Below are 13,237 nucleotides of genomic sequence, written 5' to 3'. Positions count from 1 at the left end.
CCCACGGGGAAGCCCCGGTCCTAGCATGAGGCCATGGGAACACTCTTCTACGCCGACCAGGCGATCGAGATGGACGACCGCACGCTGTCGCATCTCAAGGTGGCGCTGGTCACCAAGCTCCGTCGCGGGGAGAGCTTCACCCTCTCGTGGACGCACGCCGAGGATCAACCGAGCGGCCGGACGACGATCTGGATGCACGAGGCCATCCCGCTGCGCTTCGAGTTCGAGGAGGAGCAGCCGCCGGAGCTCCACCGCGAGTGGATCGAGGACATCCTGAGGTCCGCGAACACGACGGGCGGCATCCAGCTCACGGCCGAGCACATCGAGACGGGCCCCGTGCCGGAAGTCGGCCAGACGGACGACGTGTAGCACGATTCGGCCCGAAGGGGAACGGGTTCACACGGGGCGCGGCCGCGACGCACGATGGTCTCAGCCGAAAGGCGAGGAGAGCACTGGATGAGAACCCTGCACTACGCCGGATCCGCATTGGTCACGAGCGACCGCGTCGCCGAGGCGCTGCTCGACTACCTCGTGACACTGCCCCTCAACCATCCGCCGGAGCGCGTGAGGATCCCCGCGCTTCGAAACGGCGTGGCGGTCGTCGCGGAGTTCATCGTGACGGCCATGTCGCCGCTCGTCGCGACCACGAGCGACGAGCGCGACGTCGCACTCGACGGCGAGGACTACGCGGTCGACGTGCTGCGGCACCGCGCGAGCCGCCTGGGAAGCGCCGGTCTGGGGTTCGCCTGAGCCCTCAGCCGCGTCAGCGCGCGGGGTGGTCCTTGCGTTTGACGGAGTTGTCGCTCGCCTTGACCTGCCGGTCGCTGCCGGGCTCCTCGCCGAGCACGAGCCCGCGCGTCGACCCCGCCTGGATCACGAGCTCCTCGAGCCAGTCCTTGTCGATGAGCGGGACGCGGCTGCCCGAGTAGCGGAAGTACAGCGGGATGGCGGTGTCGAGCCAGATGGAGCTGCGTCCGTCGCCGACGCCGGGGGAGTCGCGCCAGCTGAGCATGAACGACTCACGCCGCCTCAGCTTCGCGTTGATGACGAGCTCGAGATGAGCGAGCACGCGATCGTCGAACGAGATCTCGATGCCCGAGACGCCGTAGATGAGGGAACCCACGACAGCCCTTCCGTATGGTGCCGGTGCCCGGAGGCGGATGCCGCGATGCTATCGCGTCGCCCGCGCTCGTCGCGTCTGCGGGTCGGTGGTGGCCCGGATGCCGGTGTGCGTGCCGGGCTCAGTGCCGGCCCGCGAGACGCGCCGTGACCTCGCGCGCGGTCGTGACCACGGCATCCCCGAGCGCGTCCCAGTGCGAAGCGCTCGCGGCGGTGCTGCGGAACGTGAGCCCGATGGCCGCCGCGGGGTAGCCCGTCGTGTCGAGCGCCGTCGCACCGGCGGACGCGTAGTCCTCCGTGATCTCGCCGTCCTCGCGCGCCCAGCCCCGCTCGCGTGTCTCGGCGAGGATGCCCTCGAGCTGCGCGAGGGTGCGCGGCCCGCGCTGGTTGCGCCGGATGAGGCTGCCGCGGTCGGGGTAGAGCGCGCGCACCTGCCCGGGTGGCAGCGCCGCGAGCAGGGAGCGCCCGGTCGCCGTGAGGTGGGCGGGCAGCCGCACGCCCGTGTTGGTGACGGTCGTGGGCGCGCGGAAGCCCTGTACGCGCGCGAGGTAGATGACGTCGGCGCCGCTCAGCAGAGCGAGGTGCGCGACGACGGGCAGGGGTGCGCGCGGCACGAGACGCTCGAGCAGCGGCGCCGCGAGCCGCGCGAGCTGGGCCGAGCGGCGGGGTGCCGCGCCGAGCTCGGCCATGAGCGTGCTCGGCCCGTAGGTGCGGTGCTCGGGGTAGTGGATGACGAACCCCTCGTCCATGAGAACGCGCAGCAGCTGATACACCGACGAGCGGGGGAGGGCGAGGTCGCGCGCGATGCTCGAGGCCCGCGCGGGGGCGGCGCGCTCGCCGAGGTAGCGCAGGATGCCGAGCGCGTTGCGGGCGGCGGGGATCGTCGGCATCCGTCACCTCCGATCGTCTGAAATCTCAGACAGATTAGCGCCGAAGCCCCTCCCGAGCGCCGCACGCGATCGGTGGAATAGCGCCATGACGAAGGAGTCCGTGCTGCTGGGGGCCGCGCCCCTCACGGTCGAGCAGGTCGTCGCTGTCGCGCGCCACGACGCGCGCGTCGAGCTCGCGCCGGAGGCGCTCGAGGCGATGGCCGCATCCCGCGCGATCGTCGACGAGCTCGCGGCCGACGCGCGCCCGCACTACGGCATCTCGACGGGCTTCGGCGCCCTCGCCACGCAGTCGATCCCGCGTGAGCGCCGCGTGCAGCTGCAGCGCTCGCTCGTGCGCTCGCACGCCGCGAGCTCGGGCCCCGAGGTCGAGCGCGAGGTCGTGCGCGCGACGATGCTGCTGCGCCTCGCGACGCTCGCGACGGGCCGCACGGGAGCACGGCCGGAGGTCGCGCGCGTCTACGCCGCGATGCTCGACGCGGGCATCACGCCCGTCGTCGGCGAGTACGGATCGCTCGGCTGCTCCGGCGACCTCGCCCCGCTCGCGCACATCGCGCTCGCGGCGATCGGCGAGGGCCCCGTGCGCGTCGACGGCGAGCTGCTCGACGCGTCCGCCGCCCTCGCCGCGGCCGGCATCGAGCCGCTCGAGCTGCACGAGAAGGAGGGCCTCGCGCTCATCAACGGCACCGACGGCATGCTCGGCATGCTGTGCCTCGCCCTCCACGACCTCGAGCGCCTGCTCACGACCGCCGACCTCGCCGCCGCGATGAGCATCGAGGGCCTCGCGGGCACGGATGCCGTGTTCGCCGAGGACCTGCAGGCGCTGCGTCCGCACCCGGGCCAGGCGGCATCCGCTCGCGTCATGCGCGAGGTGCTCGCGGGCTCGCCCGTCGTGGCCGCGCACCGCACGAACGGCTTCACGCGTGTGCAGGACGCCTACTCGCTGCGCTGCGCGCCGCAGGTGCACGGGGCCGCGCGCGACACCGCGGCCCACGCGCGCCGCGTCGCCGAGGTCGAGCTCGCGAGCGCGATTGACAACCCCGTCGTGACGCTCGACGGCCGCATCGAGTCGAACGGCAACTTCCACGGCGCCCCGCTCGGCTATGTGCTCGACTTCCTCGCGATCGCCGTGGCCGACGTCGCCTCGATGAGCGAGCGCCGTACCGACCGCTTCCTCGACCGCTCGCGCAACCACGGCCTCCCGCCGTTCCTCGCCGACGACCCCGGCGTCGACTCGGGCCACATGATCGCGCAGTACACGCAGGCGGGCATCGTGAGCGAGCTCAAGCGGCTCGCCGCCCCGGCATCCGTCGACTCGATCCCGACGAGCGCGATGCAAGAGGACCACGTGTCGATGGGCTGGAGCGCCGCGCGCAAGCTGCGCCGCTCGCTCGACGGGCTCGGGCGCGTGCTCGCGATCGAGGTGCTCACGGCCGCGCGCGGCATCGAGCTGCGCGGGGAGGGATGCGCCCCCGCCACCGCGCGGGTCATCGCCGCGCTGCGCGAGCGCGTGCCGGGTGCCGGCCCCGACCGCTTCCTCGCCCCCGACATCGCCGCGGCGGTCGACCTCGTCGCCGCGGGAGACCTCGTGAAGGGACTCGACGCATGACCACGACCCAGGCCCCGACCATCCGCGCCCCCCGCGGCAGCGAGCTGCACACCCTCGGCTGGCCGCAGGAGGCCGCCCTGCGGATGCTGCAGAACAACCTCGACCCCGAGGTCGCCGAGCACCCCGAGCAGCTCGTGGTCTACGGCGGCACCGGCAAGGCCGCGCGCGACTGGGCGAGCTTCCACGCGATCGTGCGCACGCTCGAGACCCTGAAGGGCGACGAGACGCTGCTCGTGCAGTCCGGCAAGCCCGTCGGCGTGCTGCAGACGCACGAGTGGGCGCCGCGCGTGCTGCTCGCGAACTCCAACCTCGTGGGCGACTGGGCCAACTGGGACGAGTTCCGTCGCCTCGAGGCCCTCGGCCTCACGATGTACGGGCAGATGACGGCGGGCTCGTGGATCTACATCGGTACGCAGGGCATCCTGCAGGGCACGTACGAGACGTTCGCGGCGGTCGCGGCGAAGCGGTTCTCCGGCAGCCTCGCGGGCACGATCACCCTCACGGCGGGCCTCGGCGGCATGGGCGGCGCGCAGCCGCTCGCCGTCACGATGAACGGCGGGGTCGCGATCTGCGTCGACGTCGACCCCTCGCGCATCCGTCGTCGCATCGAGCACGGCTACCTCGACGCCGAGGCGGCGGATGTCGACGACGCGCTCGAGCGGGCCTACGCGGCTCGCGACTCACGGCATCCGCTCTCCATCGGCCTGCTCGGCAACGCCGCCGATATCGTGCCGCGCCTGCTCGCGATGGGCGCCGAGATCGACATCGTGACCGACCAGACGAGCGCGCACGACCCGCTCGCGTACCTGCCGCTCGGCGTCGATTTCGACGACTGGGCCGAGGCGCGGAAGGATCCCGGCTTCGCCCAGCGGGCCCGCGAGTCGATGGCCGTGCACGTCGAGGCCATGGTGGGCTTCCAGCGCGCCGGGGCCGAGGTGTTCGACTACGGCAACAACATCCGCACCGAGGCGCTCGCGGCGGGGTTCGCCGACGCGTTCGCCTTCCCCGGGTTCGTGCCCGCCTACATCCGCCCGCTCTTCGCCGAGGGCAAGGGTCCGTTCCGCTGGGCAGCCCTCTCGGGCGACTCCGCCGACATCGCGAAGACCGATCGCGCCGTGCTCGAGCTCTTCCCCGAGAACGAGTCGCTCGCGCGCTGGATCCGGCTCGCGGGGGAGCGCGTGCATTTCCAGGGGCTGCCCGCCCGCATCTGCTGGCTCGGCTACGGCGAGCGGGATGTCGCGGGGCTGCGCTTCAACGACATGGTCGCCTCGGGCGAGCTCTCGGCCCCGCTCGCGATCGGCCGCGATCACCTCGACGCGGGCTCGGTCGCGAGCCCCTACCGCGAGACGGAGGCCATGCTCGACGGGTCGGACGCGATCGCCGACTGGCCGCTGCTCAACGCGCTCGTCAACACGGCATCCGGGGCGTCGTGGGTGTCGATCCACCACGGCGGCGGTGTCGGCATCGGGCGTTCGATCCACGCGGGGCAGGTGACGGTGGCCGACGGCACGGCGCTCGCGGGAGAGAAGATCGCGCGCGTGCTGCGCAACGACCCCGGCATGGGCGTGCTGCGGCACGTCGACGCGGGGTATCCGGAGGCCGAGGCGACGGCCGCGCGGCTCGGCGTGCGCGTGCCGATGGGGGAGTGATGGCGCTCTACGACGACCCGCTCTGGCCGCGCGCCGGGCGCTGGCCCGCGCCCACGGGCCACGCGGATGTCGTGCTCGTCGGCGTGCCGACGTGGCGCACCTCGATCACGCCCGGCTCGGCGCACCTCACGCCCGCAGCCGTGCGGGAAGCGCTGCAGCGTTACTCCCTTGAGACGGACCTCGTGGTCGCGGATGCGGGCGACCTCGTCGACCCGGACGCCTCGCCCGCGCAGGCGGCCGAGGCGATCGCGGCCCTCGACGCCTCGCTCGTCATCGCCGTCGGCGGCGACAACGCCGCCACCGTGCCCGTCGCCCTCGGCCGCCGCGCCGACACGCTCGTCACGGTCGACGCGCACCACGACCTGCGCGACGGCGTCTCCAACGGCTCGCCCGTGCGGCAGCTGCTCGAGGCCGGCATCCCGGGCGAGCGGATGGCGCAGCTCGGCATCGAGCCGCTCGCCAACTCCGACGCCTACCGGGTGCGCGCCGCGGAGGCGGGCATCGCGGTCGTGACGCGCGACGAGCTCACGCGGGTGCCGCTCGCCGACGCCATGAGCCGGGCGCTGCACCGCGTGGGCGGCTCGCGCGTGCACGTCGACCTCGACGTCGACGCGTGCGACCGCTCGGTCGCTCCGGCCTGCCCCGCGTCGCTCCCCGGCGGGTTCTCGGCGCTCGAGCTGCGGCACGCCGCGCGGGCCGCGGGGGCGCATCCGTCGGTCGTGTCGATCGATCTCACGGAGGTCGACGCCTCGCTCGACGCCCCCGATGGGCGTACCGTGCGACTCGTGGCGCTGTGCGTGCTCGAGGCGATCCGGGGGTTCGAGACGCGATGACGACCGTGCTGCTCACCGGCATCGGCGAGCTCGTGGCGAACGACGCCGAGCGCCCGATCGTGCGCGACGCGGCCGTCGTGATCGACGGCGAGCACATCGCGTGGGTCGGCGAGGCGGCCGCGGCGCCGGATGCCGACGAGCGCGTCGACGTCGAGGGGCGCGCCGTGATCCCCGGCTTCGTCGACTCGCACACGCACCTCGTGTTCGCGGGCGACCGCGGCGACGAGTTCGAGGCGCGCATGGCGGGGCGCGCGTACACGGCGGGCGGCATCCGTCGCACCGTCGCCGCGACGCGGACCGCGACGGATGCCGAGCTGATCGAGCACGGGCGGCGGCTCGTCGCCGAGGCACGACGGCAGGGCACGACGACGATCGAGGTCAAGAGCGGGTACGGGTTGAGTGTCGACGACGAGCTGCGCTCGGTGCGCGTCGCGCGCGAGCTGACCTCGGAGGTGACGTTCCTCGGGGCGCACGTCGTGCCCGAGGGGGTCGAGCGCGACGCCTACGTCGAGCTCGTCGCGGGGGACATGCTCGAGGCGTGCGCGCCTTACGCGCGGTGGATCGACGTGTTCTGCGAGACGGGAGCGTTCACGCTCGACGAGACCGAGCGCATCCTGCGGGCGGGCGCCGCGCGCGGCCTCGGCGTAAGGCTGCACGCCGCCCAGCTCGGACCGTCGGATGCCGTGCACCTCGCCGTCGAGCTCGACGCCGCGAGCGTCGACCACTGCACGTTCTTGTGCGACGACGACGTCGAGGCGCTCGCGGCGAGCGGCACGGTCGCCACGCTGCTGCCGGGCGCCGAGTTCTCGACGCGCCAGCCGTGGCCGGATGCGCGCCGCCTCCTCGACGCGGGCGTCACGGTCGCGCTCGCGAGCGACTGCAACCCCGGCTCGAGCTACACGACCTCGCTGCCGTTCTGCATCGCGCTCGCGGTGCGGGAGATGGGGATGACGCCGTACGAGGCCGTGCACGCCGCGACCGCGGGCGGTGCTGCGGCGCTGCGCCGTTCCGACGTCGGCAGGGTGGCGGTGGGAGCGCGCGCCGACCTCGTGGAGCTCGACGCCCCGAGCCATGTGCACCTCGCGTACCGTCCCGGCGTTCCGCTCGTGCGACGGGTGTGGGGTGGGGGTGTGGTGGCCGGGTAGCGGTGGGCTTCTGCGGGGAGCTCGGCGGGAAGGGCCCGGCTTCGCCGACTCCGTTCTCGGTCGGCTTCGCCGACGCGGCCGCTGCGCGGCCGTTGCGGGCGCGCCCGCCTCACCGCTGATTGAGTGCCGCGCGCCGTGCGCGGAGGGCGCGACGGACGGCGTATCGAAACCCGACGGGGGATGACGTGCGGAGGGATCGCATCCTTGGACCCGCTGTTGATACGCGGGTGCGAGGGTTTCGATACGCGTCGTGCGCTTCGCGCGCGGCGCTACTCAACCAACGGGAGGGGGGCACGTCGCCCGACGCGGGGTTTCGATAGGCGATCGCGCGAGTTCACCGCTGGTTGAGTGCCGCGCGCCGCGCCGAATCACGTGCGGAGGGATCGCGTCCATGGCCCGCTGTTGATACGCGGGTGCGAGGGTTTCGATACGCGTCGTGCGCTGCGCGCGCGGCGCTACTCAACCAACGGGAGGGGGGCACGTCGCCGGACGCGGGGTTTCGATAGGCGATCGCGCGTGTTCACCGCTGGTTGAGTGCCGCGCGCCGCGCCGGGGGCGCGACGCACGGCGTATCGAAACTCGAGGGGCGGATGACGTGCGGAGGGGTCGCATTCTTGGCCCGCTGTTGATACGCGGGTGCGAGGGTTTCGATACGCGCCGTGCCGCGCGTCGCGCGGCGCGGCGCTACTCAACCAACGGAGAGGGGCGACGGCGCGAGGTCATCCGCGGGTTGACTCGCGCGGCGCTACTCACCCGGCGGGAACCGCCGCCGCCACCGCGTCGTCGAAGCGGTCGAGCAGGTCGCCGAGCATGCCCCACTCACCGCTCGCACGACAGGGGTCGCCCGCGTGCGCGACCACGTCATCCGGGTGCACCTGCGCGGGGTCGCGGCCGCACAGCGCCTGCCCCTCGGCCTCGAAGCGCAGCCGGCTGCGGCTGAACGCGGAGAGGCTCCAGCCGAGGGGCACCGAGATCGCGGGGCCCGTCGACGGCGACGCGACGACGACACCGCCGGGCAGCCCCTGCCGCATGACCTCGACGGCGTCCTCGCACGCGTCGGCCGCGGGCGGGCACACCTCGCGATAGGCGTCGGATGCGCGCCGCAGCCACGCCGAGGGGGAGAGCTGCGGCCCCTTCGCGCCGAAGATCGCCGCGAGCGGCACGAGCGCCTCGGGCCGCGATCCGTCGGGCGCGACGATGACGTCGCTGCCGGGCTCGTTCGTCGCGAACAGCAGCACGGGCACGACGTAGGGGCGGGAGCCCCCGTTGGCGTCCGCGTTCGTCGCGCGGATGAGCGCCGTAAGCGCGGGCGCCACGTCGACCCAGGTGCCGACGGCGCTGTTGTCGGTCGAGCCGCCGTCGACGAGCTGGAGGTCGGCGACGTCGCGACATCCCTCCGGCAGGGTCGCGGGCGACACGCGTCCGCCGGGGCTCACGAACGGGAAGCGTGCCGAGAGCTCCGCGGCGGTCGCCCACGTGAGGCCGTCGTGGCACTCGCCCAGGTAGTCGACGAGGTCGATCGTGCTCGCGAACTCGGCGGTGCGGGCCGCGCAGTCGGGCGAGGCGGCGCTCGCGGCGCCCGGCTGCGTACCCGGCTGCGCATCCGTCTGCGCATCCATCGCCGCCCAGCCGCCGTCGCTCAGGTCGAGCTGGCTCACGAGCACCTTGCACAGCGACACGGCGTCGGTCGAGCCGAGCACGAGGTAGCCGGTGGGCTCGACGGGCTCCGCATCGAAGGGCCTCGCGAACTGCGGCGCCTGGCTCTCCCACGTGAGCTCCTGCATCGCGGTGCGGTCGCGCCACTCCCATCCGTCGGCGTGCGGCATCCCGGAGCTCGGAACGCGGATGCCGGCGACCGACCCGACGAGGTCGCCCGCGAGCAGCCCAGCGATGTCGGCCGAGAGCGCGTGGTCGGCCGAGAAGTCGATCGTCGACTGGGCGGCACCGCCACCGCGCGCGTTGCCCTCGGTGCGGAACGATGCGAGCCCGACGCTGCCACCGCTCGCGCCCGTGGAGGCGAAGACCGCGCTCGCGGCGCACGTGCCGGCGGCGGGAAGCTCCCGCAGCACGTCGACCGTCCACGTGGCCGCGCGGATGCCGCCGCCCTCCGCCGCGACGAGCACGAGCGGCTTCACCCGCACCCCCGCCACCTCGGTCGCGCAGCTGTCGCCCGCGTACCAGGTCGCGTAGGCGGATGCGAGGCTCGGCCGCGCGGGCAGCCCGCCGTCCGCCTCGAACCGGATGGCGTGCAGGCTCGGCGAGCTCTGCACCGTCGAGGCGACGAGCGGCAGCACGATGAGGAGCGTCACGACGGGCGCCGACCGCAGCCGCAGCACCTGGAACACCTCGAGCGGGCGTCGTCGCCCGAGCGCGAGGGTGAGCCAGCCGAGCACGCCCGTCCACGCGCCCGCGAGCAGCACGAGCACGGCCGCGGCGCCGACGACGGCCGAGATCGCCATGGGTGCGAGCAGGAACGCGAGCACGACGATCGCCGAGATGCCGAGCACGACGAGGCCGAGCCGGTCGAGCAGCCGCTGCTGGCGCGCCGTCACCTCGCCCGACTGCACGGCGGCCTCGAGCGTCGCGCCGATCGCGGTCGACGCGGATGCCGCGCTCGCCGCGGGCGGGTCGCCCGCCGCCCAGCGCCGGAAGGCGACGGCGCCCACCACGGCGAGCACGAGGAACGCCGCGGCGAGCGCGATCGTCCAGCCCGTCGTGCCGGCGAAGCGCGAGTCGTCGAAGCCGCCCGTCGCGCCGAGCACGATCGGTGCGATGAAGGCCTTCAACGGCCCGAGACCCGCGAGCGCGACCCACCCGATGATGAGCACGTCGCCCGCGTGGCGCGCCGCGACGGCGTCGTCGTGGGTGTCGGGCGGTCGCAGGGGCGGCGTGGGTCGCGCGCCGCCCCGTGCACGCATCACCCGGATGAGCCACGACAGCCCGGCGACAGCGAGCAGGGCCGCGACGAAGACGATGAGCGGCACCCAGTCGGCGGGCGACCGGTTCTGCGCGATGCCGAGCGCCACGCCCACGACGGCTGCGGCCCCCGCCGCGACGACCCACGGCACCAGGGGCGACTCCGGGCGGTCGTCGACGCGCGAGCGCACGTAGCGGCGCACGCGCCCGCGCGTGAGGAAGAGCAGCCCCGTGCCCGTGAGGGCGAACGCGAGGAGCGTCATCGCGAGCGGCAGCATGTCGAGCCCCCCGTAGCCCACCCACGAGCGGTAGACGTCGGGCAGCTGCTCGAGCACGCCGTCGGCCGTCACGAGCGACACGACGGCGATCGCGCCGACCACGATCGCCACGAGCCGTTGCGCGTAGAGGCCGCGCCAGGCACGCCCGAGGGCGCGCCGCATCCGCTCTCCCACCACGCGTCCGAGCAGCAGGAACCCGAGCAGCACGATGGCGGCGGCCGTCTTCGCGAGGGTGGCGATGACCTGCGGCCACACGAGCCAGCCGGGCGCCCCCGGAAAGCTCAGGGCGAGCAGCAGTGCGTCCTCGAGCAGGTCGGCGATCACGAGCACCGCCACGAGTCGGATGCCGAGCCGCCTCGCCGGCGACCCCGCGGGCGCGAGACGCCGCACGAGCCGCACGAGCAGCGTCGCGGAGCACGCGATGAGCACGAGGTCGGCGACGAGGTGCGCGCGCACGAGCGCCCCCACCGGGAACGCGGATGCCGCCCAGTCGGCCCACGCGTCCGTCTCGAGGAAGGCGGTGGGCCCGTACACGCCCGAGAGCGCGTGCACGCGCCCCGACGGCGCGACGACGTCGCCGACGAGACGGTCGAGCTCGTTCATGACGAGCAGCGACGCGAGGGCGAGGAGGGCGAGGGCCGTCGAGGAGAGGGCGCCCGCCCGCAGCCGGCCGACCATGCCCACATCCTGCTCCGCGGTGCGAGCGATGTCGACAGGCCGCTACCCTCGCCTCATGAGCGATGTCGCCCCGCCCGCCGTGCCGCAGCCCGCGCCCGACGCCCCCGAGGCAGCCCCGGTCGCCCCGAGCGACCCGTTGCGGATCGCCACACCGAGCCCCTGGGGGCACGCGGTCGTCGCGGCGCTCGCCCTCGTCGGCATCGTGCTCAACGTCATCGGCGGCGCCGGCTTCCCGGCCGCCGCGCCCGTCGAGTGGCTCATGAACGCGGGGCTCACGATCGACCTCGTCGCCGTGCTCATCGCGTGCGGCATCGGCGTCGGCGTGACGTTGCGTGCGCGGCCCGTGCGTCCCGCGCTCGTCTTCCCGTGGCTCGGCCTGGGGCTCTCCGCCGTCGCCCTCCTCGCGTGGGCCGTGGGAGCCGTGGGCCTCTACGAGACGCTCTTCTTCGGCGGCCGTGGACGCTATATGGAGGACGTCGGCGGCGCCTTCCTCGCCGGCATCCCGTGGGCGCTCGGCGCGATCTTCAGCGCCTACGGCATCCGCCGCGGCACGCAGCGGCGCCTCAACGTCGCCGCGTGGGTCGGCATCGCGATGTGGGCGATCGTGCTCGTGGGCGTGCTCGCCTCGGCGCTGCTCTACGCTGCCGATCTCACCGACTGAGCCCGCACCCGCATCGGGTAGGCTGACCCCACAATCGAACATCGGGCCGCACGCGATGCGGGAGAGCCGTGGCAGAGCCCACGGCACCGAAGGAGCAAGCCTCCCCGCCAATCTCTCAGGTACGTGTACCGCATCGACAGGCCGCTCTGGAAAGCGATCCCGCTGCGCGGGATCGGATCGAGCAGCCGCCGAAGGCGGCGTGTCGAGATCTCACACCGCGCACAGGCTCCGCCCATGGTGAAAGCGACCACCCGTCGCGAAACTCTCAGGCACGAGGACAGAGGGGGAGTTCATGACTGCATCGCGCCAGGAGAACTCGCCATGACATCCGCAGCCCCACCAGACGGCACCGCCCGTCGTTCGCCGCTCGACGCCGTCCACGTCGCCGCGGGCGCCTCCTTCACCGACTTCGCCGGCTGGCAGATGCCGGTGCGCTACAGCTCCGACCTCGCCGAGCACCGCGCCGTGCGCGAGGCCGCCGGCCTCTTCGACCTCAGCCACATGGCCGAGATCGTCGTGCTCGGTCCGGATGCCGCGGCGGCTCTCGACCACGCGCTCGCCGGGCGCCTCTCCGCGATCGAGGAGGGTCAGGCGAAGTACAGCCTCCTGCTCGCCGAGGATGGCGGCATCATCGACGACCTCGTCGTGTACCGCACGGGCCCCGACCGCTTCGTCGTCGTCGCGAACGCGGGCAACCGCTTCCCCGCGGCCGAGGCGCTGCGCGAGCGCGCATCCGGGTTCGACTGCGTCGTCGAGGACGAGTCCGACGACGTCGCGCTCGTGGCCCTGCAGGGCCCGCGCGCGGAGGAGATCCTGCGTGAGGTCGAGGGCTTCGACATCCCGGGGCTCGACGGACTGCGCTACTACCGCGCCATCACGGGCGACTTCCGCGGCCACGAGGTGCTCGTCGCGCGCACCGGCTACACGGGAGAGGACGGCTTCGAGTTCTTCCTGTCGCCGGATGCCGCCCCCGAGCTGTGGGAGGCCCTCGCCGAGACGGGCGCGGGCGCCGGCCTCATCCCGTGCGGGCTCGCCGCACGCGACACGCTGCGCCTCGAAGCCGGGATGCCGCTCTACGGGCACGAGCTCACGCGCGACACCCTGCCGCAGCAGGTCGGCCTCGGCCGCGTGCCCGTGCTCGGCAAGCCCGGCGGCTTCGTCGGCGAGGACGCCGTCGCGGCGGGCCCGGCGGAGGGTGCGCGCGTGCTCGTCGGCCTCGCCGCCGAGGGCAAGCGCGCCGGACGCGCCGACTACGAGGTCTTCGCCACCGAGGATGCCGCCGACGCCGCAGGCGTCGTCACGAGCGGCGCGCTCTCGCCCACCCTCGGCCACCCCATCGCCATGGCCCTCGTCGACCCCGCGCTCGCGGAGGTCGGCACGACCGTCTTCGTCGACGTGCGCGGAACACGCATCCCCGCATCCGTCGTCGCCCTGCCGTTCTACTCGAGAAAGAAGAGCTGAC

General features: G+C 73.8%; 11 protein-coding genes and 2 riboswitches. Of the genes, 8 read left to right on the top strand and 3 right to left on the bottom strand.

The window, feature by feature from the left end; genetic code table 11:
• Window positions 1-33: 33 nt before the first annotated feature.
• Together H4J02_RS10010 and H4J02_RS10005 are read left to right on the top strand one after the other, a co-directional pair.
• On the top strand, window positions 34-369 hold the full coding sequence (locus H4J02_RS10010; RefSeq protein WP_187674450.1) for a hypothetical protein: 336 nt from the start codon (window positions 34-36) through the stop codon (window positions 367-369).
• A gap of 87 nt (window positions 370-456) precedes the next feature.
• Complete coding sequence (locus H4J02_RS10005) at window positions 457-750, top strand: hypothetical protein (protein ID WP_187674449.1); 294 nt, start codon at window positions 457-459, stop codon at window positions 748-750.
• Window positions 751-763: 13 nt separating this feature from the next.
• Here H4J02_RS10005 and H4J02_RS10000 read toward each other — a convergent pair whose 3' ends face one another.
• Window positions 764-1,123 carry an ATP-dependent DNA ligase gene (locus H4J02_RS10000; RefSeq protein WP_187674448.1) on the bottom strand — a complete coding sequence of 120 codons (360 nt, stop codon included), beginning with the start codon at window positions 1,121-1,123 and terminating at the stop codon, window positions 764-766.
• Between the two features lie 118 nt (window positions 1,124-1,241).
• Window positions 1,242-2,009, bottom strand: a complete 768-nt coding sequence (locus tag H4J02_RS09995; protein ID WP_187674447.1) for an IclR family transcriptional regulator — start codon at window positions 2,007-2,009, stop codon at window positions 1,242-1,244.
• An 85-nt stretch (window positions 2,010-2,094) separates the two neighbouring features.
• Here H4J02_RS09995 and hutH point away from each other — a divergent pair, with 85 nt between their 5' ends.
• Genes hutH through hutI form a run of 4 tightly spaced genes read left to right on the top strand, consistent with a single transcriptional unit; the run spans window position 2,095 to window position 7,242 of the window.
• Complete coding sequence (gene hutH, locus H4J02_RS09990; protein WP_187674446.1) at window positions 2,095-3,615, top strand: histidine ammonia-lyase; 1,521 nt, start codon at window positions 2,095-2,097, stop codon at window positions 3,613-3,615.
• Entirely contained in the window at window positions 3,612-5,264 is a 1,653-nt protein-coding gene (hutU, locus tag H4J02_RS09985; protein ID WP_187674445.1) for a urocanate hydratase, read from the top strand. The genes hutH and hutU overlap by 4 nt, the downstream gene beginning before the upstream one ends.
• On the top strand, window positions 5,264-6,097 hold the full coding sequence (locus tag H4J02_RS09980; protein ID WP_187674444.1) for an arginase family protein: 834 nt from the start codon (window positions 5,264-5,266) through the stop codon (window positions 6,095-6,097). The genes hutU and H4J02_RS09980 overlap by 1 nt, the downstream gene beginning before the upstream one ends.
• Window positions 6,094-7,242: an imidazolonepropionase gene (gene hutI / locus H4J02_RS09975; RefSeq protein ID WP_187674443.1), complete on the top strand. Its 1,149-nt coding sequence runs from the start codon at window positions 6,094-6,096 to the stop codon at window positions 7,240-7,242. Before H4J02_RS09980 ends, hutI begins: the two co-directional genes overlap by 4 nt.
• A 749-nt stretch (window positions 7,243-7,991) precedes the next feature.
• On the opposite strand, the gene H4J02_RS09970 is transcribed toward hutI, so the two are convergent.
• On the bottom strand, window positions 7,992-11,114 hold the full coding sequence (locus tag H4J02_RS09970; RefSeq protein ID WP_187674442.1) for a hypothetical protein: 3,123 nt from the start codon (window positions 11,112-11,114) through the stop codon (window positions 7,992-7,994).
• 55 nt (window positions 11,115-11,169) lie between these two features.
• Here H4J02_RS09970 and H4J02_RS09965 point away from each other — a divergent pair, with 55 nt between their 5' ends.
• Window positions 11,170-11,775, top strand: a complete 606-nt coding sequence (locus H4J02_RS09965) for a hypothetical protein (RefSeq protein WP_187674441.1) — start codon at window positions 11,170-11,172, stop codon at window positions 11,773-11,775.
• A gap of 48 nt (window positions 11,776-11,823) precedes the next feature.
• Window positions 11,824-11,916: riboswitch (glycine riboswitch) on the top strand.
• Window positions 11,917-12,066: riboswitch (glycine riboswitch) on the top strand.
• Window positions 12,067-12,096: 30 nt separating this feature from the next.
• Entirely contained in the window at window positions 12,097-13,236 is a 1,140-nt protein-coding gene (gene gcvT, locus H4J02_RS09960; RefSeq protein WP_187674440.1) for a glycine cleavage system aminomethyltransferase GcvT, read from the top strand.
• The last annotated feature ends 1 nt before the right edge of the window (window position 13,237 follow it).

Source organism: Protaetiibacter sp. SSC-01, from assembly GCF_014483895.1.
Taxonomy (GTDB): domain Bacteria; phylum Actinomycetota; class Actinomycetes; order Actinomycetales; family Microbacteriaceae; genus Homoserinibacter.
Note: the sequence above shows the minus strand (reverse complement) of the source record. Positions and strands in the feature narration are given on the sequence as shown.